Origin of the sequence: Streptomyces sp. 4N124, assembly GCF_052245395.1 — a bacterium.
Classification (GTDB): domain Bacteria; phylum Actinomycetota; class Actinomycetes; order Streptomycetales; family Streptomycetaceae; genus Streptomyces.
Genome location: NZ_JBQQBS010000036.1, coordinates 24,723 through 43,977, shown reverse-complemented (window position 1 = coordinate 43,977; position 19,255 = coordinate 24,723). Strand labels below are relative to the sequence as shown.

16 protein-coding genes are annotated in these 19,255 nt (G+C 70.5%); 3 read left to right on the top strand and 13 right to left on the bottom strand.

Going from position 1 to position 19,255, the window contains the following annotated elements; translation table 11 throughout:
• Together ACTWQO_RS30590 and ACTWQO_RS30585 are read left to right on the top strand one after the other, a co-directional pair.
• Complete coding sequence (locus tag ACTWQO_RS30590) at positions 1–414, top strand: acyl-CoA thioesterase (RefSeq protein ID WP_210576617.1); 414 nt, start codon at positions 1–3, stop codon at positions 412–414.
• Positions 411–1,106, top strand: a complete 696-nt coding sequence (locus tag ACTWQO_RS30585; protein ID WP_443240604.1) for a hypothetical protein — start codon at positions 411–413, stop codon at positions 1,104–1,106. The genes ACTWQO_RS30590 and ACTWQO_RS30585 overlap by 4 nt, the downstream gene beginning before the upstream one ends.
• Positions 1,107–1,147: 41 nt before the next feature.
• Here the strand turns inward: ACTWQO_RS30585 and ACTWQO_RS30580 are convergent, their stop codons facing one another.
• Positions 1,148–1,561 carry a globin gene (locus ACTWQO_RS30580; RefSeq protein ID WP_362937883.1) on the bottom strand — a complete coding sequence of 138 codons (414 nt, stop codon included), beginning with the start codon at positions 1,559–1,561 and terminating at the stop codon, positions 1,148–1,150.
• Positions 1,562–1,702: 141 nt separating this feature from the next.
• Here ACTWQO_RS30580 and ACTWQO_RS30575 point away from each other — a divergent pair, with 141 nt between their 5' ends.
• On the top strand, positions 1,703–2,713 hold the full coding sequence (locus ACTWQO_RS30575; RefSeq protein WP_443240603.1) for a methyltransferase domain-containing protein: 1,011 nt from the start codon (positions 1,703–1,705) through the stop codon (positions 2,711–2,713).
• A 28-nt stretch (positions 2,714–2,741) separates the two neighbouring features.
• Here the strand turns inward: ACTWQO_RS30575 and ACTWQO_RS30570 are convergent, their stop codons facing one another.
• The 12 genes from ACTWQO_RS30570 to ACTWQO_RS30515 all read right to left on the bottom strand — a co-directional run bounded on the left by ACTWQO_RS30570 (position 2,742) and on the right by ACTWQO_RS30515 (position 19,211).
• Positions 2,742–4,241 (bottom strand): FHA domain-containing protein, encoded by a 1,500-nt coding sequence (locus ACTWQO_RS30570; protein WP_443240602.1) that lies wholly within the window; start codon positions 4,239–4,241, stop codon positions 2,742–2,744.
• A gap of 82 nt (positions 4,242–4,323) precedes the next feature.
• Positions 4,324–5,670 (bottom strand): vWA domain-containing protein, encoded by a 1,347-nt coding sequence (locus ACTWQO_RS30565; protein WP_443240601.1) that lies wholly within the window; start codon positions 5,668–5,670, stop codon positions 4,324–4,326.
• Between the two features lie 113 nt (positions 5,671–5,783).
• On the bottom strand, positions 5,784–7,109 hold the full coding sequence (locus tag ACTWQO_RS30560) for a PP2C family serine/threonine-protein phosphatase (protein WP_443240600.1): 1,326 nt from the start codon (positions 7,107–7,109) through the stop codon (positions 5,784–5,786).
• Positions 7,110–9,629, bottom strand: a complete 2,520-nt coding sequence (locus ACTWQO_RS30555) for a tetratricopeptide repeat protein (RefSeq protein WP_443240599.1) — start codon at positions 9,627–9,629, stop codon at positions 7,110–7,112.
• The gene (locus tag ACTWQO_RS30550) at positions 9,626–10,960 is read right to left on the bottom strand and encodes a hypothetical protein (protein ID WP_443240598.1); all 1,335 of its coding nucleotides are present in this window, start codon (positions 10,958–10,960) and stop codon (positions 9,626–9,628) included. The genes ACTWQO_RS30555 and ACTWQO_RS30550 overlap by 4 nt, the downstream gene beginning before the upstream one ends.
• A gap of 62 nt (positions 10,961–11,022) precedes the next feature.
• Positions 11,023–12,069, bottom strand: coding sequence for a glutamate ABC transporter substrate-binding protein (locus tag ACTWQO_RS30545; protein WP_443240597.1), 1,047 nt, complete (start codon positions 12,067–12,069; stop codon positions 11,023–11,025).
• Between the two features lie 14 nt (positions 12,070–12,083).
• On the bottom strand, positions 12,084–13,499 hold the full coding sequence (locus tag ACTWQO_RS30540; protein WP_443240596.1) for a hypothetical protein: 1,416 nt from the start codon (positions 13,497–13,499) through the stop codon (positions 12,084–12,086).
• A gap of 305 nt (positions 13,500–13,804) precedes the next feature.
• Positions 13,805–14,776, bottom strand: a complete 972-nt coding sequence (locus ACTWQO_RS30535; RefSeq protein WP_443240595.1) for an N-acetylglucosamine kinase — start codon at positions 14,774–14,776, stop codon at positions 13,805–13,807.
• Positions 14,767–16,032 (bottom strand): 6-phospho-beta-glucosidase, encoded by a 1,266-nt coding sequence (locus ACTWQO_RS30530; protein ID WP_443240594.1) that lies wholly within the window; start codon positions 16,030–16,032, stop codon positions 14,767–14,769. Before ACTWQO_RS30530 ends, ACTWQO_RS30535 begins: the two co-directional genes overlap by 10 nt.
• Before the next feature lie 7 nt (positions 16,033–16,039).
• Complete coding sequence (locus ACTWQO_RS30525) at positions 16,040–16,933, bottom strand: carbohydrate ABC transporter permease (RefSeq protein ID WP_443240593.1); 894 nt, start codon at positions 16,931–16,933, stop codon at positions 16,040–16,042.
• Positions 16,933–17,874, bottom strand: a complete 942-nt coding sequence (locus tag ACTWQO_RS30520; RefSeq protein ID WP_443240592.1) for a carbohydrate ABC transporter permease — start codon at positions 17,872–17,874, stop codon at positions 16,933–16,935. Before ACTWQO_RS30520 ends, ACTWQO_RS30525 begins: the two co-directional genes overlap by 1 nt.
• Positions 17,874–19,211, bottom strand: coding sequence for an ABC transporter substrate-binding protein (locus ACTWQO_RS30515; RefSeq protein WP_443240591.1), 1,338 nt, complete (start codon positions 19,209–19,211; stop codon positions 17,874–17,876). Before ACTWQO_RS30515 ends, ACTWQO_RS30520 begins: the two co-directional genes overlap by 1 nt.
• Between the last annotated feature and the right edge of the window lie 44 nt (positions 19,212–19,255).

Here is a 19,255-nt window from a genome sequence, read left to right as displayed (position 1 = left end):
TTGCGGCACATCTACCGCTGCCCACTGCGCTGGGCGGACATGGACGCGTACGGCCACATCAACAACGTGGTCTTCCTTCGCTACCTGGAGGAGGCGCGCATCGACTTCCTGTTCCGCCCGGAGAAGGACTTCAAGCAGGGGTCGGTGGTGGCGCGCCATGAGATCGACTACAAGCGGCAGCTCGTCCACCGGCACACGCCCGTGGACATCGAGCTGTGGATCACCCAGATCAGGGCGGCCTCCTTCACCATCACCTACGAGGTCAAGGATCCGGACCAGGTCTATGTCCGGGCCTCGACGGTGATAGTGCCGTTCGACTTCGAGGCGCAGCGTCCGCGCCGGCTCACGGCGGAGGAACGGGAGTTCCTCGCGGAGTACAGGGATGACGACGAGGAGGAGGCCGTCGCCGCATGACGGTGCTCCACCTCGCCGACGAGGGGGAGGCGGCGGACTTCGCTGCCTTCCTCTCCCGGCTGCTCCACTACGACCGTGGAGCCGCGGTGCGCCTGCAGGCGGCCGGGACCGCGCTCGCCGTCTTCGGGCGGCCGCCGTCCTTCGAGGTGCTGGCGATCCGTGCGGTACGGCTCGCCAAGCCGTACGAGAACGGGCTCGACGTCACGCTGGACGTGACCGTCTCCGCGGGTGAGCTGCTGGAAGCCTTGGACGAGCCGGCGGCCACCGCTGCCGTCCCGGCCGAGGTCACCGGGCCCCCGTGGGCCGGGGTGCTGCCGCCGCGCGGCGGGTGGCGGCCCGAGCCGGGCCTGCCGGCACCGGACGCCCTGCGGGCCATGGTCCGGGCGGGGGTCGCCGAATTCCGGTCCCGTACGCAGGAGTTGACGCCGGAGGAGCGTACGCGGGCCGCACTCGACCGGATCGGGCGGGAGATCTGGTCCCGGTCGGTCGGGGACACACATCTGCCGGTGCGGGCCGTGCACGCGGCCCAGTCACTGGGCTTTCTCCGCGTACGACAGGACACGCGCGCGCCCGACGAGGCGCAGCTCGTGCTGTTCTCGTCGGGCGCCTGGCTCAGGCTGCGTACGCCGTACGGGTCGATCGCGGTACGCAGGGCGGGACTTGGGGCGCTGGACGTCAGCGTGTCCCGTTAGAGGCCGGGTCACGCCGGAGGCCGGATCTTGGCGAGGGTCGGTCAGCCCGGCGTGTTCACCATCGAGGCCGCCGCGTAGGTCAGGTAGTTCCACAGCGTGCGCTCGTGTTCCTCGGAGAGGCCGAGGTCGTCGACGGCGTCGCGCATGTGCTTCAGCCAGGCGTCGTGGGCCGCGCGGTCGACGGTGAAGGGGGCGTGGCGCATGCGCAGGCGAGGGTGGCCGCGGTTCTCGCTGTACGTCGTCGGGCCGCCCCAGTACTGGATCAGGAAGAGGGTGAGGCGCTCCTCGGCCGGGCCCAGGTCCTCCTCGGGATACATCGGCCGCAGGATCGGGTCCTCGGCGACTCCCTCGTAGAAACGGTGGACGAGCCGACGGAAGGTCTCCTCCCCGCCGACCTGCTCGTAGAAGGTCTGCTCCTGAAGCGTGCCGCGCCGAATCTCTTTCACATCACCCATGGTCTCAGACGGCAAGGACCAGGACTCAAGGCTTAGGACCACAGTCCCGACCGGTGGATCCCCACCCGTACTGACTGGTCGATTCCGGTTCGACCGGTATGGGTGCTCGCCTCTAGGGCCGTCCCGCAGCAAAGTGGACGTATGGGCGCGCACGCTCTCGACAACGAACTCGACGACCTCGCCGCGTCGGCGCGGGCCGCGCTGGTGCGCGAGATCGAGCTGAGCGGGGCCTGGGCGGGGGATCCGGTGTGGCGGGAGGCGTTCGAGGCGGTGCCGCGCCACCTCTTCGTGCCGTACTACTACGTCGGCGTCGTCGGCGGCCATGAACGCCGCTGGAGTGAGAGCCCCGACCCGCGTACGCGCGAACGCTGGATGCGCGGGGCGTACGCCGACGCCCCGCTGGCCACCCGGCTGCGCGACGGCGAGCTGCTCTCCTCCAGCAGCCAGCCCTCGCTCATGGCGATCATGCTGGTCGAGCTGCGGGTGGAGAACGGCAACCGGGTCCTGGAGATCGGCGCGGGCACCGGCTACAACGCCGCCCTGCTGGCCCACCGGCTAGGCGACGACAACCTCGTCACCACCGTCGACCTGGAACCGGAGATCACCGAGTCGGCCCGTCGGCACCTGGCCGCCGCCGGCTACCACCCGACCGTCGTCACCGGCGACGGAGCGCGCGGGGTGCCGGAACGCGCCCCCTTCGACCGGATCATCGCGACCTGCACCCTGACCTCGATCCCGTGCGCCTGGCTGGCCCAGTGCAATCCCGGCGCCCGCATCCTGACACCGCTGGCCACCGGCCTCATCGCGCTGGAGGTACAGGACGCCGAGCACGCCGAGGGGCGCTTCCTGCACACGCCCGCCTACTTCGTGCCGCTGCGCGGATCGGCCAGGCCCGACTCGGAACCGGCGCACCTCGGCGGCGTACCGCGCCGGGCCCGGGAGCATGAGCTGTTCCGCTTCCTGCTGGCGTTGAGCCGCGGCAGCCTCGAACCGCAGGAGGCGTACGCACTGTGGGAGCGCGAGGGACAGCCGCAGCGCGAGCGTTACGGCGTGACGGTCAGCGGCGAGCACGAGTGGGCCTGGCTGGACGACCCGGAGGGGCCGTATGCCTGGCCCCTCCCGAACGACCGGCCCCACCTGCTGACCGAGTGAGCGGACACCACCGGGTGAGCGGAAGCCACTAACCCCGGCGGATCGTGATCGTCGTCCAAGCACCCACGTGGACCCGGTCCCCGTCCTGCAGCGGCACCGGCACGAAGGGTTGGATGGGCTCCTCGGAGCCGTTCACCGTCGTACCGTTCGTCGAGTTCTGGTCGACGATCGCCCAGCTGCCGTCCGGCTGCTGGACCAGCACCGCGTGCTGGTGCGAGACGCCCGGGTCTTCCGGTGGCACCGAGAGGTCGATGTCGGGGGTGTCGCCGGTGGAGTGGCGGCGGCGGCCGATGGTGACCTGGTTGCCGGTGAGCGTGCGCTGCTGCTCGGGAGAGTACGCGGGCAGGTTGAGGCCCGCGGCCTCGGGACCGGAGCGCTGCATCATCGCCATGAAGTAGTCACGGTCCGGACCGATGGTCGCCAGCCAGGTCGCCGGCTGCTGCTGGTACGCCGGGCCGGGCGGGGGCGGGGCCTGGGTCGCGCCGGGCTGCGGATAGCCGTAGCCGCCCTGACCGGGGCCAGGACCGCCGGGGCCGGGGCCGCCAGGACCGCCGGGCGCGGTCGAGCCGGGCGGGGAGAGCAACCAGTCGTCGTCACCGCCGCCGAAGGACTGGCCACCGGGCTGCTGCTGCGGCCTGTTCGTCTCCTGCGGGAACGCGGGCGGGGCGGGCGGACCGGACTGCTGGAACGCCTGCGCGGGATGCCCCGGACCACCGGGACCACCCATCCCACCGGGACCGTTGGGGCCACCGGGACCCATGGGGCCGCCGGGACCGTTGGGGCGACCAGGACCACCAGGACCACCAGGACCCCCGGGAGGGCCGGGCGGCGGGCCCTGCCGCGACGGATCGCCGCCGAAGCCGGACGGACCACCGGGACCGGACGGACCACCGGGGCCGTTGGGGCCCCCAGGACCACCGGGCGGCGGGCCCTGCCGCGACGGGTCGCCGCCGAAGCCGGACGGACCGCCGGGACCGGGCTGCCCGCCGTGACCGGGCTGGCCGCCGGGACCACCGGGCGGACCGGGCGGACCAGGCGGGCCGCCCTGCGCCGACGGGTCGGTGCCGAACGGTGGGATCGGCTCAGCGGGCCGGTTCATCTGCGACGGACGCGAGCTCTGGTAGTCGTACGACTCTCCACCGCCGTACGACGGACCGGGCGGCGGCTGCTGCTGGAAGCGCACGGCCGGGCCGGGCCCTTGCTGGCGCGGGGCCGCCGGGGTGTACGAGGTCGCCGTGTTCGTCAGGAAGTTCCACCTGCACTCCTCGCAGAACGGCGCGCCGCCCTCACGCGGCGTACGGCACTGCGGGCAGAGCTCCGGCTCGGGGTCCGGCACGGCGGACAGGTGCGGGCGCCCCCCGGGGTGGGCGCCGGGCGGGGCCTGGGCCGGGCCGGGCTGCGGGTAGCCGTACCCGGCGGCCTGGGGCGGAGGGGGCGGGGGCGGGGGTACGGCACCGGCCATGCGGTGACCGCAGACCTCGCACCAGTCGTCGGAACCCGACTGGTGTCCGTTCGGGCAGGTCGGCATGTCGGCGCTTCCCCCTCTCCTTTCCGGCCGCGACGACCGGATTTCTCCAACCCCAAGGGGTCAGGCTCGCGTCTGTCTCAGGTCACTTCTTTACACGAACAGTCTTTGTGGACCGGGTCTCGAGGGTCATCTCATCGGCCTCCGCGACCTTCGCCTTCAGTCGCACAGTACCTGTCGCGGCGTCGACAACGTCCACCACCTTCGCAAGGAGTTTCGCGGTATCCGCATTTCCGGAGTCGCTGGCGAGCTGAACGGCGCGGCCCAGTTTGGCCGTTGCACCATCGATATCGCCCGCTTTGCGCAGATCGAGCCCTTGTTGAATGGCTTGTGCCAGTTCGGCCTGGCCGGTGTAGTGGGCGACTTGGGGATTGATCGACGTCGAGGCGACCATGTCATCGGTCCACACGGCCCGTACGAGGCCCTGGGCGCCCAGGTTCTGAGCGGTGCCGTCGGGCTGCGGAATCACCAGGGAGACGCGGGCGGCGAGCATCTCCTGGCCGAGGTTGGCGGCCGGGACCTCGACGCAGACGTGGTAGTCACGGGACTCGTCTCCCCAGGAGCCGGTGGGGTAGTCCCCGGCGCGCGGGCCGGACTCGGTGCGGCGCTCGGTCAACTCCTCGACCGTGGGCGCGACTTGCTTGACGAATTTCACCGTGGTGCCCACCGGCGTCCACAGCCGCAGGGCGACGTCCGCGACCTCCTTGCCCATGGCCGTCTCCATCATCTGCGTGAAGTCGGCGGCGAGACCGGCCGGATCGGCGACGATGTCGGCGCTGCCGAGCAGGGCGGAGGCGATTCCTGTGACTTCTTTCACTTCCCAGTCGGTGCCGACGCCACGGGCGTCACAGGTGAAGCGTCCGGCGCAGGAGTCGAGCGCGGCCTTCAGGGCCTCGGACGACTCGTGTTCGTTGCGGCCGTCGGTGAGCAGGATGCCGTGCCGGATGGCGACGTCCGCGGAGGACAGCAGGCCGTCGGCGAGGCGCAGCCAGGTCCCGATGGCCGTACCGCCGCCCGCGCTGAGCTTGCGCAGCGCCTGCTTGGCCTGGTCGCGGCTGGTGGCGTCGGCGATCGCGAGGCGCCCGCCGCCCGGGTAGATCTCCTTGGCGACGTGCGTGCCGCCGATCACCGCGAAGTGCACGCCGTCGCGCAGGGTGTCGATCGCGGCGGACGTGGCGTCCCGGGCGTTGCGCATCTTGGTCGGCGGGTAGTCCATCGAGCCGGAGCAGTCGACCATGATCGCCACCGCCGCGTCCGGGCCCTGGCCCGGAGCGTAGAGGTGGGGTGCGGCGACGGCGCTTCCGATCGTGCCGCCGCCGGTCGCGGTCACGGTGACGATCGCGTTGACCTCGCGACCGCCCTCCGGCAGGTACTCGTTCTGATAGACGTCCACCGAGAACTGCGGCACGTTCGACTTCGAGAAATTGGCCATGCCTTCTCTGATCCCCCTTGAAGATCTCCTGAAGATCCCCTCGAAAACCCCACAGGAGCGGGGTGATGACTGTGTCCGGACTGGTCCCCTCCAGTCCGTTTCGTGCGGTGGCCTCAGGCCGATCCTGCCCCCTGCGGCGGGGCAGGGAACGGCACGACGGCCACTGTTACGTTGTCGTGGCCCCCGCCGTCGAGCGCGTGACCGACCAGGACCTGGGCGCTGTGCAGGGGGCGCACGGCGGCGTCGAGGGGGACGACCTCGGCCATCTCCTCGGCCGCCTCGGCGTAGTTCCACAGTCCGTCGGTGCACACCACCACTACACCCGCACGGTCCGGCTTGAAGGAAGCGGTGTGCGGCTCCAGTTCGTAGGCGTCGGCGCCGAGCCAGCCGGTGATCGCGTGGGCGCGCTCGTCGGCGTATGCCTCGGCCTCGCTCATCAGGCCCGCGGAGACCATCTGCGCGGCCCAGGAGTCGTCCTCGGTGAGCCGGGCCGGATGGGAGCTGCGGTCCACCGGCACCCAGTAGGCGCGGCTGTCGCCGACCCAGCCGACGACCAGCAGTCCGGCGGTCACGATCGCGCCGACGAGGGTGCAGGCGGGGGCGTTCTGGTGCGGGGCGTGTTCGCGGGCCGTGGCGGGTTCCCCGGCCAGGGAGTTGACGGCGCGTGAGGCGGCGACGATCGCCTCGTGCATCGCCTGCTGCGGGTGCGTGCCGCGCGGCAGGGCGGCCAGCAGCGACTCGCTCGCGGCCCGGGAGGCGGCGAGGGAGGCGTCGTCCGGGCGGGTCGCGGAGGAGACGCCGTCGCAGACGATCGCCACGGTCGCGGGGGCGCCGTCGGGCAGCGCGGTGCAGCCGAGGGCGAACGCGTCCTCGTTGCGGTGGTGGCGCAGGCCGCGGTCGCTGACGGCGGCGACCGGGCCGGTCTCCTGCTCCATGTGGTCGCGCTCGCGGGGCTGGGCGTGCCCGCAGTTCTCGCAGTAGCCGTCGTTGTCGACGCGGCCGGAACGACAGGCGACGCACACGGTGGTGCCCTCCGGCGGGGACGCGAGGTCGGCGATGCGCGGGTCGGGCGCCTGGAGCGGGTACTCGTCGGGCTCCGGCGGCCGGTCGAAGCGGACACCGGAGGCGGGGGACACGGGGGAGCCCACTGGTGCCTGCGCGGGGATCGCGTGGCCGCCCGGGTCCGTGTCCGGGAGGTCGGTCGGCAGATGCGTGGCGGCGGGCCGGCCGGGGGCGACGGGCCAGTCCACATCGGCGGCACCGGCCGGCGGGGGCGGTGCCGAGCCGTTCATGGTGATCGTCGGTTGGTCCTCCGGTCGTGCGGGGACGGCGGACAGGTCGTATCCGCACGCACCGCAGAAGCGGTCACCCGACTCGAGGGGTTCCTCGCAGCTCGGGCACCGGGACAGGGCGGTCTGCTGGGGCATCTGCGACATCAACTACACCCACGTCCGGGGGCGGTAACGATTGGCACGTTCCACCAGATCGATTCTCTCCTCGCCGCCGCGTGCGAGCCGGGCCAGCATGCGGTACGAACGCTCCAGGCCGAAACGCAGTCCCCGCTCGTCCAGGCCGCTGCCGAGCAGCACCCGTCCCCCGGCGGCGGGGGGTACGGAACCCTGGCCACCGGAGAGTATCCAGTCCAGCGCACAGCCGAGGACCTCCGCCGACAACTGCTCGCGCCGCGCGGGGTCCAGACCGTACGCCTCCAGGGCCTCGACCTGCCCGGCGGCCGCGGTCAGGTCCTCCAGGAAGGGTACGTCGGCGGCGGCGGCCGTGCGCTGACGCAGCCGCGCCCGTACGGCGGCCACGCGCGCGGCCGTGTAGTGGATGGACGACTCGGGAACCGACTCCAGCGTCTGTACGGCACTCCTGCGATCGCCCGTCGCGAGCCGGACCCGGGCCAGGCCGAACGCCGCGGACACAAAGCTCGGGTCGGTCGACCACACCAGGCGGTAGTACTCGGCGGCGTTGTCGAGCTGGCCCAGCACCTCCGCGCACAGGCCGAGCGCCAGCTTCGGCGCGGGCTCGCCGGGGAAGGCGTCGTAGATCGCGTCGAAGGAGAGCGCGGCGCCTTCGTGATCGCCCGTCACCAGCGCCGCGACGCCGCGGTACCAGACGACCCGCCAGTCGTCCGGATGGTCGGCCTCCAGGCGTGCCAGGGTCTCCAGCGCGGTGTCGGAGTCGCCGGTCTCCAGCCAGGCCCTGATCTGCCTGAGCCGTGTCTCGGTCGACTCCGTCGGCGCCGCCGCGAGCGCACTGATCAACTCGCCCGGCGCGGAGGCGATCAGGCCCGCCAGGAACCCGGCGTTCGGGTCGCTCGGGTCGACGTGCGGCACGGGCAGGGCGAGCGCGGCGGCGGGGGCGTTGATGTGTTTGACGAGGTCCTGGACGCCCTGTCCATGGCCGGCTCCGCCGGCCGGCAGCTCGGCGGCACCGGTACCGCGCCGCCGAGGCGCCACCGCCCGCGCCCCCAGCCGCGACACATCCCCCTCCAGCTTGGGGAACAACTCGGTGTCCGTCACCTTGACTTCGGGCCCGAACAGCGTCGACAGCGACGGCCGGGCCGTGCCCGTCTGCAGGGAGACGACCTCGCGCAGGACACCCGTGAGCTGCTCGGTCATCTCCTGCGCGGAGGCGAAGCGGCGGGCCGGGTCCGGGTCGGTGGCGCGGACCAGGAGCCGGTAGAAGGACTCGTACTGCCGGAAGACCTCGATGTTGTCCGGGTCGGGCAGGGAGTCCACGAACACGTTCGTGTAGCCCTGGAAGTCGAAGGTGAGGACGGCGAGCGTACGCGCGACGGTGTACAGGTCGGAGGCGATCGATGGGCCGACGTCCGCCACCTCCGGCGCCTGATAGCCCACCGTGCCGTAGATGGCCGACTCCTCGTCGTCCATCCTGCGGACCGCGCCCATGTCGATCAGCTTGAGCTGGTCCTCGGTCTGGATGGCGTTGTCGACCTTGAAGTCGCAGTACAGCAGGTTGCGGCTGTGCAGATGGCCCAGGGCCTCCAGCGCCTCGATGCCGTACGCGCACGCCTGCTCCACGGGCAGCGGATCCCGCTTGCCGCCCGGTGTACGGCGCTCGTTGGCGATCTCCTTCAGCGACTTGCCGCCGACGTACTCCATCACGATGTACCCGTCCAGCGAGCCCGTCCGCTGGTCGAGGTGCTCCACGAAGTTGTAGATCCGCACGATGTTGGCGTGCTCGATCTCCGCGAGGAAACGCCGCTCGGAGATCGCGGCGGCCATCGCGTCCTGGTCGCCGGTGTCGAGCAGGCCCTTCAGCACGACCCACCGGTCCGACACCGCGCGGTCCACCGCGAGGTAGATCCAGCCCAGTCCGCCGTGCGCCAGACAGCCCACGACCTCGTACTGGCCGTGGACGACGTCGCCCGCCTTCAGCTTCGGGATGAAGGAGTACGGGTGACCGCACTTGGTGCAGAAGCCTTCCGTACGGCCGGGTCGCTCGCCGCGCGCGCGGCCGACCGGGGCCCCGCAGTCGGAGCGGGAGCAGAACCGCTTGCGCTCCGGGACCTCCGCCTTCTCCAGGACCATCTCCCGCGGGTCGGGGCGCGGCACGTCCGGCACCTGGACGAGCCCGACGCCGAGCCGGCCGCGACCGCCGGAACCGGTACTGGCGCCGGAGCTGCGCACCGACACCGAGCGGCCGGTGGAACGGCCCGACAGGGAGCGCGACAGGCGTCCCGACACCGAGCGCCGTGACTTCGACGACTGTGACGACGTACGAGAGCTGGCGCGGGAGCCGGAGCGTGAACTCGCGCTGCCGGACGAGCCCTTGCCGCTGCGGCTGATGCCGGTGGGCGGCGAGCCCACCATCCCGTTCGATGAGACGACCGGGGCGAGACCGCAGGTGTCGCAGTACAGCTCGCCGCCGCCCACGTCCTCGTACGCGCCCTCGCACCCCGGGCGCTGGCACTTCTGCTCTGCCTGACTCATGACGAGTGCTCCCCCCTACGATCCTCCGGCCCGCCCTGCCCCGGGACGCGCGGGCTGCCCAGCAGTTCGGCCGCCAACTGCTGGTAGCGCAGTACGGCCTGTTCGGCGACCCGCAGGTCGCAGGGCGCGCTCCACAGCATCCGCCGCGCCGCGTCGTACCGCTCGATCAGGAACGGGTCCTCCGCGAGGCCGTGCCGGGCGACCTTCGCCTTGTACGCGTCGAGCCGGCCGCGCAGCTCGGCGCGGACCGCCAGCGGCTGGGTGACCGCGGTCAACGACTCACGGGCGCGCAGCAGTTCGTCCTCCGCCTTCTGCTCCAGGGACTCCAGAAGCGGGGACAGCCGGTGCCACTGGGCGTGTCTGCGGTACTCGGCGGCCGTCGCCAGCTGCTCCTGCAGCACGGTCGGCGGGCCGCTGACGACCGGCACCTCCGTGGCCGCGATCTTCGCCAGGACCTCGCCGCGCGCGGTGCGGGCCTCGGCGAGCGTACGGTCCGCGCGGGAGAGCACGTCACGCAGCTTGACCAGACGCTGCTCGGAATCCTGACGGACGGTCAGTACAGCGTCGATCTCACGGCGTACGTCCTCCAGGGCGCGCGCCTCACGGTCGTAGACCGTGGTGTCCGGGCGGCCACCGCCGGGGGCCGAACTCCCGGGGGTGGGCGTCCAGAAGGCCAGCGGGTCGGAGACGACCTGCTCGCGCAGGTGCGTCAGCGTGCGGGTGATGCGCTCCAGGTCGTCGCCGGCCGGGTGCTCGCCGGGGCGTACGCCGACGGAGTGCGCGAGCTTGCGGGTGCGCTGGAGCTCCGCGGCCAGTAAATCGATCCGGGCGGGCAGCGCCGACCAGACCGCGTCGGCGGCGACGACCATGTCCAGCGACGTCGCGTACAGCTCGTTCATCCGGTCGACGAGCGTGACCAGCGTGAACTGCTCACTGAGCTTGCCCGAGCCGCCGTGCAGGGTCGGCGCGTTGGCCATGGCTCCGGTGGAGCCCGCGACCGTGACGGCCTCGCCGCGCAGCAGCTCGGTCAGCTCCGCCAGGTCCTCACGGCTGGACCAGCGACGCCGGGCGCGGATCTCGCGGGCGGCGCGCAACGCGTCCGTGTACGCGTCGAAGTACGCCCACAGCAGGGTGATCGACGCCTCGGCCGCCGTCCAGCGCTCCTTGGTGACGCCGGTCAACTGCGCACCTTCGAGGAGTCTGCGGCCCGCGTGGTCCTGCAGGGCGAGGAGCGACGTCTCGATCGCCTCGTGCTCCGCGCCGAGCCGCGCCAGCGCACGGTCCACCTCGTCCCGGTCCATCACCGGCCCGGGGGGTCCCGTGACGCCCATCGATCACCTCTCGCTGCTCTGTGTTCCTATGTGGTTGACGTGGAGCGGACGTTGACGGTGGTTCAGCTCTTGCGCAGATACTGCGGTGCGGGCGGTTCCGACTCCGCCGAGTCCTCACCCAGTGTGGCCGACAACCACTTGTCGTACGACGCCTGCCAGCCGTTCGCGGTGTCCTCCCGGTAGTCCACGAGGATCTGGTTGACCCGGCGTACCAGATCGTCGGCGTCCTGCTTCATCGCCACGCCGTAGTACTCGGTGGTGAAGGGAGCGCCTTTCAGCTCGACCGTCGGATCCTGCGCGGCCTGGCTGGCGGCGAGCGCGCCGTCGGTCACCACGGCGTCGGCCTCGCCGAGTTGGAGCCGCACCAGGCAGTCGAGCTGGTTGGGGACGGTGGTGGATATGTCGGCGGAGGAGACCAGTTCGTTCGCCTTCTTGTCCTCGTCCAGCTTGGTGTACGCGGTGGAACCCTCGGCCGTGCAGATCTTCTTGTCGGCCAGCGAGTCGTCGTAGCCGGTGATGGTCGAGGACTTGGGGGCCAGGAGCTGCTGGCCGGTCTTGAAGTACGGCGCGGAGAACGCGACGTCCTCGAGGCGGCTGCAATTGATCGTCATCGTGCGGACGATCATGTCGACGCGGCCGTCCTGGATGGCCGGGATGCGCTGGTTGGTGGGGATGGCCTTGAACTGGACCGCGTCCGGGTCGCCGAGGATGTCCTGGGCGATCCGGTGGACCAGGTCGATGTCGAAGCCCTCCAGCTCGGCCGTACCGGCGCTGTTGGGGTTGCGGTAGCCCCAGCGGTAGCTGTTCTGGTCGACGCCGACGATCAGCTTCCGCTTCTCGCCCTCGCGAGCCTTGATCGCGTCGATGGTGGAGCCGTCGGCGCCGGACGGGGACAGGGTCTGCTTCTCCGGGGCGGTGCACTCCTCGGCCCGCGCCTGGCTGCCGTGGGCGACCTCCTGGCCGTCCGTGCCCTCGCCGGTGGACTGGGTCTTCGGCAGCAGCAGCGCGAAGGCCAACGCCAGGGCGCACACGACCGCCATCGCACCGACACCGCCCCAGCCCTTCAGGCCGGCTCGGAGGCGGCGAAGGGAGAACCTCCGTGCATGCATCGTCACGCCCCCTTTCATCGGTACTCCGACAGCCTGCGCCCGATGCCCAGTACCGCGCCAGCGGCACCGAGTACCGCGAGGACGGCGGCGCCCACCGACAGACCGGTCATCGCGTCGAGGCCGTCACCGGCAGCCTGCTTGAACTCGGTCTGCTCGTGGGCGAGTGCCTTGGCGAGGTTCGCGTCGACGCTGTCGAAGCACTCGCCCGTCGCACCCTTGGCGCCGATCACCTTGTCCAGTGCCTGCTGGTAGTTGCCGTTGTCGTCCTCCGCGCGGGCGGAGGTGTGGCGCTTGTGCCACTCCTCCATGTTGCCCACGGCCGCCGTGACCGGCTGCTCGCCGGAGTCGTCGTCGGCGAGATTCTCGGCCGCGGTCAGGCCCTTGGCGAGGATGCCCATGTCCGTGCGGAAGTCGTTGTCGTACGCGTCGACCACCTTGCCGCCCACCTCGACCGTCTCGGCACCGCGGGCGACCAGCGTCAGGTTCTCGTTGCCGCGTGCCTTCAGAGAAGCGATCCGGGCGTCGTTCAGCACGTTCAGCGAGCGGACGCCGTGGTCGTACGAGTCGTTGAGGCCCGCGCGGGCGACGCTGTGGCCGACGACCAGCCAGAGCAGCACCACCGTGGCGGTCGCGGTCGCGGCGACCAGGCCGTGGTTGAGCACGCGGTTGGTGCGCCGGTAGTTGCGGTGCTGGGCCCAGGCCAGCCCGGAGAGCGCGAGGACGCCGAGAGCGATCGCGGCCCAGGGATACGGCGTCGCGTCGTCGTAGTCGTCGCGCAGCCGCTGCTTCTCCTTCGTGTAGAGATCCTCGGCCGCGGGGAGCATCTGGGTCTGCATCTTCTCGTTCGCGTACCGCAGATACGCGCCGCCGACCGGGAAGCCCTGCCGGTTGTACGTCCGGGCGCGCTCGACCAGGCCCTTGTACTCCGGCAGCAGCCGGTTGAGCCGGGCGATGGTCGCCGCCGACGGGGAGTCGGGCTCCGAGTTCGCGGCGGCGTTGACGAGCTTGGCCGCGGCGGTGCGGATGTCCTTCTCGTACCGGTCACGCGTCGCTGCCGTCTCCTGGCCGCCGGCCAGGAAGCCGCTGGAGGCCGCCGTGTTGGCGTCGGCGAGCGAGCGGTAGATGTCGGCCGCGTCCGAGCTGAGCGGCTGGCTGCTGTGCAGTACGGCGTCGGCCGCGCCCGCCCGCTCGGTCGTCTGCCAGGCCGTCACGGCGCCGAAGGCGACGACCAGCAGGGCGAGGACCGCGCCGATGATGCGCAGGCGGCCGGGTTCGGTGGTGGCCGCCTCGCGGAGGCGGTCGACGCCCTCGGCGAACGCGGTGCGGCGGGGCGGCTCGGTGGGGTCCGGGGCGGCCGATCCCTGTGCTGCGGGGGGAAGGGATGGGCCGGGTGCGCCGGGGCCGTCCGGTTGCGGCGGTAGTGATGGCATCGTGGGCACGGCGCCCGCTGGTGGCGCCGTGCTGCTTTTCGGCGAGTGTGTCACTGCTGACCTCCCCCATGGTCATCCTTCGCCGCAAGTATCGCTGCCGGGACTGACATTCCGCACCGGCCTTCACTGGATCTTGATCGGATCGCAGCGGTGTAGCCCGAGTTTCGGGCATGACGTGGCGTTCCGCACCCTCCCCTGCCCATGAATACGCCGGGGGAATCGGTTCGGTTCCATCGGGGGCGGGTGGGAGCTCGGGGTGTCATGTCCCGTTGTGGCGGCAGTGCTATGTCACATACGCAGCAGTGCTATGTCACATACTGAGTGCGCACCCGTTCCTGCACCCCGGCCCCCGCCCCCACCCGGTCAAGCCCCAGCAACACCGCCCCCAGCACCGGCCGGGCCCGCACCACCCGCGCCACCGCCTTCGGAGCCCGCTCCGCCAGCAAGTCCCTGATCCGGTCGTCCAGTTGCGCGTGCCCCGCGGCCAGCACCCCGCCCCCCAGCACCACCGGCGTCTCCTCCTCCAGCAGTCCCAGGCGGGTCAGGGCCACCGTCGCCATCGTCACCACCTCGTCGGCCAGCCGGTCCACGATCGCCCGGGCCAACGGGTCACCGTCCGCCGCGGTGGCGAAGAGCACCGGCGTCAGTTCGTGGCGGCGCAGCGGCTCGATGTGTTCCAGGTGCAGGGCCTCGATGAGGGCGTACATGGAGTCGAGGCCGAAGTGCGCGGGCAGGGCGTGGGCCAGTGCCGTCGGTTCGCCCCTGCCGTCCTCCGCGCGGGCCGCGAACCACAGCGCCTCCTCCGCCAGGCCCCAACCGCCGCCCCAGTCACCGGAGATACGGCCGATCGCGGGGAAGCGGGCGGTGTTGCCGTCGGGGTGCATGCCGACGCAGTTGATGCCGGCCCCGCAGACGACGGCGACCCCGCGCGGTTCGGTGACCCCGGCCCGCAGGATCGCGAACGTGTCGTTGCGGACCTCGACGGTCGTGCCCCACGCGCGCGCGTGCAGCGCGGCAGCCAACTGCTCCTCCTCCACGGGGAAGTCGGCGTTGGCCAGACATGCCGAGACATGGTCGGCGGAGGTGACCCCGGCGTCGGCGTAGGCCCGCTGCACGGCCTCGGCGACCACGTCCACCGCCGCCTCCACGCCGACCGCGGGTGGCCGGAATCCACCGCCGCGCGCCGTGGCCAGGACCTGCCCGTCCGCCGCCACCACCGCCACGTCGGTCTTGCTGTTGCCCGCGTCGACGGCGAGGACGGATGCGGTCATGCCCACGCGAGATGCTCCCGGTTGTGTGCGATCAGTCGGTCGGTGAGGGCTTCCGCGTACGCGTACTGCCCGATCAGGGGGTGGCACAGCAGCGCCCGGAAGACTCGCTCCCGGCCGCCGTGCACAGCCGCCTCCAGCGCCAGGTCCTCGTACGCCGTCACCTGCGCCATCAGCCCCGCGTACAGCGGGTCCACAGCCGGCACGGGCAGCGGCGACGGGCCCTGGGGCCCCACCGCCGCCTGCACCTCGATCACCGCGTCGTCCGGCAGGAAGGGCACCGTGCCGCGGTTGTAGGCGTTCACCACCTGATACGGGCTGCCCCCGCCGCCCAGTAGCCCCGCCGCCAGATCCACCGCGGCCTCCGAGTAGTAGGCACCGCCCCGTTTGGCGAGCAGTTCCGGTTTCTCGTCCAGGGCCGGGTCGCCGTACATTGTCAGCAGTTGCCGTTCCATTTCGGCCACTTCGGCGGCCCTGGACGGCTTGGTGCGCAGTTCTCGTACGACCTCGTCGTGCGCGTAGTAGTAGCGCAGGTAGTACGACGGGACGACGCCCAGGCGGTCCAGGAGCGGGCGGGGCAGATGCAGGTCGGCGGCGATCGGGTCGCCGTACTCCGCGAGGAGCTTGGGCAGCACGTTCTCGCCCTCGGGGCCGCCCAGCCGTACGCCCGTCTCCCAGGTGAGGTGGTTGAGACCCACGTGGTCCAGGTGGACGTCCGCGGGGGCGACGCCCAGCATTCCAGCGAACTTCCGCTGGAAACCGATCGCCACGTTGCACAGGCCGATCGCCTTGTGGCCCGCCTGGAGCAGGGCGCGGGTGACGATGCCGACCGGGTTGGTGAAGTCGATGATCCAGGCGTTCGGGTTCGTACGGCGGACCCGTTCCGCGATGTCGAGGACGACCGGCACCGTGCGCAGCGCCTTGGCGAGGCCGCCCGCGCCCGTCGTCTCCTGGCCGACGCAGCCGCACTCCAGGGGCCAGGTCTCGTCCTGCTCGCGGGCCGCCTGACCGCCGACGCGGAGCTGGAGGAGGACGGCGTCGGCGCCGTCGACTCCCGCGTCCAGGTCGGAGGTCGTGACGATCCTGCCGTCGTGGCCCTGCTTGGCGAAGATACGCCGGGCCAGCCCGCCCACCAGCTCCAGGCGTTCGGCCGCCGGGTCGACGAGCACGAGTTCCTCGATCGGCAGGGTGTCCCTCAACCGTGCGAAACCGTCGATGAGTTCGGGTGTGTAGGTCGAGCCGCCGCCGACCACGGTGAGTTTCATACAAGAATCAACCCTTAACTCCGGTTAGGGTGACGCCCTCGACGAACGCCTTCTGCGCGAAGAAGAACACGAGGATCACGGGGGCCATGACCAGAACGGTCGCGGCCATGGTGAGGTTCCAGTCGGTGTGGTGCATGCCCTTGAAGGACTCCAGGCCGTAGCTCAGCGTCCAGGCGCTCTGGTTCTCCGAGGCGTAGATCTGCGGGCCGAAGTAGTCGTTCCAGGCGTAGAAGAACTGGAACAGCGCCACGGCGGCGATGCCGGGCTTCGCCATCGGAACGACGACCTTCAGCAGGGTGCGCAGCTCTCCGCAGCCGTCGACCTTCGCCGCGTCCAGGTACTCGTTGGGGACGGTCATCAGGAACTGGCGGAGCAGGAAGATCGAGAACGCGTCCCCGAAGGCCATCGGGATGATCAGCGGCCAGAGTGTGCCGGACAGGTCCAACTGCTTCGCCCAGAAGAGGTACATCGGGATGATGACCACCTGCGGTGGCAGCATCATCATCGAGATCACCAGCATCAGGGACAGATTGCGGCCCCGGAAGCGGAACTTGGCCAGCGCGTACGCCACCGGGATCGACGACACGACGGTAAGGATTGTTCCCAGTCCGGCGTAGAGCAGCGTGTTCCGCCACCAGGTCAGGAAACCCGGTGTGTCGAAGACCTTCTGGTAGTTGCCCCACTCCCAGGTGTTCGGGATCAGGTCGCGGCTGAGGGCCTGGCTGTCGCTCATCAGCGAGGTCAGGAAGACGAACACGAAGGGGAGTACGAAGAACAGGGCGGCGGCGACGCCCAGCGCGTGGACCGCGATCCACTCCAGGAACGCCTTGCGACGGGCCGTGCGCTCGGCGGGGGAGACCGGGGCCCCCAACTCCACCGGCTTGTCCAGTACTTGCGTCATCAGTCACCTGCCTGGATGAGACCGCCCCGGCGCCGCATCAGGAACGCGGTGAACACCATCGACAGGGCGAAGAGGACGAGGGCGACGACACAGGCGGAGCCGTAGTCGAAGCGCTGGAAGCCGAGGTTGTAGACGAGCTGGGGGAGCGTGAGGGTGGACTTCTCCGGGTAGCCGGGCTCGAACTGGGTGCCCGCGCCCTGGATGACGCCCGACGCGACCTTCCCGGCGACCAATGGCTGTGTGTAGTACTGCATGGTCTGGATCACGCCCGTGACCACCGCGAACATCACGATCGGCGAGATGTTGGGAAGGGTTACATAGCGGAACCGCTGCCATGCCGACGCCCCGTCCAGCTCGGCCGCCTCGTACTGCTCCCGGGGCACGTCGAGCAGCGCCGCCATGAAGATGACCATGAGGTCGCCGATGCCCCAGAGGGCGAGCAGGGTGAGGGCGGGCTTGGACCAGGTGGGGTCGTTGAACCAGCCCGGGGCCGGCAGGCCCACCTTCTCCAGGATCGAATTGACCGGGCCCGTACCGGGGTTGAGCAGGAACGCGAAGGCCATGGTCGCGGCGACGGGCGGAGCGAGGTACGGCAGATAGAAGAGCGTGCGGAAGACGCCCGTACCCGTCTTGATCTTGGTGATCAGCAGGCCCACGCCGAGCCCGAACACGACCCGCAGGCTCACCATGATCACGACCAGCCACAGGGTGTTGCGCAGGGCGGGCCAGAAGAAGGTGTAGTGCTCGAAGACGTAGGTCCAGTTCTGCGTTCCGCTCCACGTCGCCGGTTTGAAGCCGTCGTAGTGCATGAACGAGAAATAGACCGTCGAGATCAGCGGATACGCGAAGAAGACCGTGAAGCCGATCAGCCAGGGCGACATGAAGGCGGCGTTTCGAAGCGCCGCTCGGCGGCGCTTCGACGCGAGGGTGATCGTGGCCATTACTGCGCCTGCGCGATGTCCGTGTCGATCTGCTTCGCCGTCTTGGCGAGGCCCGCCTTGAGATCGGTCTCCTTGCCGCTCTCGTAGGCGTATCCGAACTCCTGGATCGTGGCCAGATACACACCGCCGTTGACGGACGCGGGAGACGTCGTGGAATTCGGGTTCGCGGCGATCTCCAGGAACGTCTTGAAGCGCGGGTCGTACTTCAGCTTGGGCGACTTCAGGGCTTCCAGGGTGGACGGCACATTGTGGATCGCGTTGGAGAAGCCGACCACCGCGTCCGTGTCCGTGGTCATGTACTTCACCAGCTCCCAGGCCGCGTTCTGCTTCTCGCTGGTGGCGGCGATTCCGGCGATCGTCCCGGTGATGTAGCCCTTGCCGTACTCATCGGCCTGGTCGTCGGGTACGGGCAGCGGGGCGACGCCGATCTCGAAGTCCGTCTTCGCGTCCAGGGCCATGCCCAGCCGCCATTCGCCGTCGAGCTGCATGGCGACCTGACCGGTGTGGAAGGGGTGCTTGGGTCCCCATTCATCACCGAGCGTGGCGCGATAGGTCTCCAGCTTCTTGTAGCCGCCGAGCGCGTCGACGAGCTTCTTCTGGACGGTGAAACCGGCCTCGAAGGCGGGGTCCTTGGCGAGGTTGGACTTGCCGTCCGAGTCGAAGTATGTCGGGGAGAACTGGCCGAGGTAGTGCTCGGTCGTCGACTCCCAGCCGTGATAGTTCGGCATGAAGCCGAGCTGCTTGTACGTGTTGCCTTGAGCGGTCGTCAGTTTCTTGGCGACCGTCTCGAATTCTGACCAGGTCTTGGGCGGGCTCTTGATGCCCGCCTTTTCGAAGGCCGTCTTGTTGTAGTAGAGCCCGTACGCGTCGCCCAGCAGCGGCACGGTGCACCGGTTGCCCTCGAACTGCGTGTACTCGTTCATCGCCTTCGGGAAGGTCTTCTCCGGGTCGATCTTCGACTTCTCGAAGAACGGGTTGAGGTCGACCAGGGCGCCGGACGAGCAGAACTTGCCGACGTTGTTCGTGGTGAAGGACGAGATCACGTCGGGGGCCTTGTCGCCGCCGGCCCGCAGGGCCTGGTTGATCTTGTCGTCGGTCATATTGCCGACGACGTTGACGTGGATGTTGGGGTGCGCCTTCTCGAAGCCGGCGATCAGCGACTTGACGGCCTTCACCTCGGCGGGCGCGCTCCAGGCGTGCCAGAGGTTGAGGGTCGTCTCCTTGGAGGCGTCGTCCTCGGCGCCGGAGCTCGACTGGCCGGTACAGGCGGTGGTGAGGAGGGCGATGGAGGCGGAGGCGGCGAGCGCGATCGCGGCTTTCCGGGATATTCCGGGCATGGCAAGTACTCCCTGGGACGGGACAGGACGGGACGGGGCGAGGA

Excerpts from the sequence above, each read along its gene's own strand:
- ACTWQO_RS30550 (WP_443240598.1), bottom strand. The coding sequence starts at position 10,960 with ATGGGCGTCACGGGACCCCCCGGGCCGGTGATGGACCGGGACGAGGTG.
- ACTWQO_RS30580 (WP_362937883.1), bottom strand. The coding sequence starts at position 1,561 with ATGGGTGATGTGAAAGAGATTCGGCGCGGCACGCTTCAGGAGCAGACC.
- ACTWQO_RS30515 (WP_443240591.1), bottom strand. The coding sequence starts at position 19,211 with ATGCCCGGAATATCCCGGAAAGCCGCGATCGCGCTCGCCGCCTCCGCC.
- ACTWQO_RS30530 (WP_443240594.1), bottom strand. The coding sequence starts at position 16,032 with ATGAAACTCACCGTGGTCGGCGGCGGCTCGACCTACACACCCGAACTC.
- ACTWQO_RS30555 (WP_443240599.1), bottom strand. The coding sequence starts at position 9,629 with ATGAGTCAGGCAGAGCAGAAGTGCCAGCGCCCGGGGTGCGAGGGCGCG.
- ACTWQO_RS30545 (WP_443240597.1), bottom strand. The coding sequence starts at position 12,069 with ATGCATGCACGGAGGTTCTCCCTTCGCCGCCTCCGAGCCGGCCTGAAG.
- ACTWQO_RS30565 (WP_443240601.1), bottom strand. The coding sequence starts at position 5,670 with ATGGCCAATTTCTCGAAGTCGAACGTGCCGCAGTTCTCGGTGGACGTC.
- ACTWQO_RS30570 (WP_443240602.1), bottom strand. The coding sequence starts at position 4,241 with ATGCCGACCTGCCCGAACGGACACCAGTCGGGTTCCGACGACTGGTGC.
- ACTWQO_RS30540 (WP_443240596.1), bottom strand. The coding sequence starts at position 13,499 with ATGCCATCACTACCGCCGCAACCGGACGGCCCCGGCGCACCCGGCCCA.
- ACTWQO_RS30525 (WP_443240593.1), bottom strand. The coding sequence starts at position 16,933 with ATGACGCAAGTACTGGACAAGCCGGTGGAGTTGGGGGCCCCGGTCTCC.
- ACTWQO_RS30520 (WP_443240592.1), bottom strand. The coding sequence starts at position 17,874 with ATGGCCACGATCACCCTCGCGTCGAAGCGCCGCCGAGCGGCGCTTCGA.
- ACTWQO_RS30585 (WP_443240604.1), top strand. The coding sequence starts at position 411 with ATGACGGTGCTCCACCTCGCCGACGAGGGGGAGGCGGCGGACTTCGCT.
- ACTWQO_RS30575 (WP_443240603.1), top strand. The coding sequence starts at position 1,703 with ATGGGCGCGCACGCTCTCGACAACGAACTCGACGACCTCGCCGCGTCG.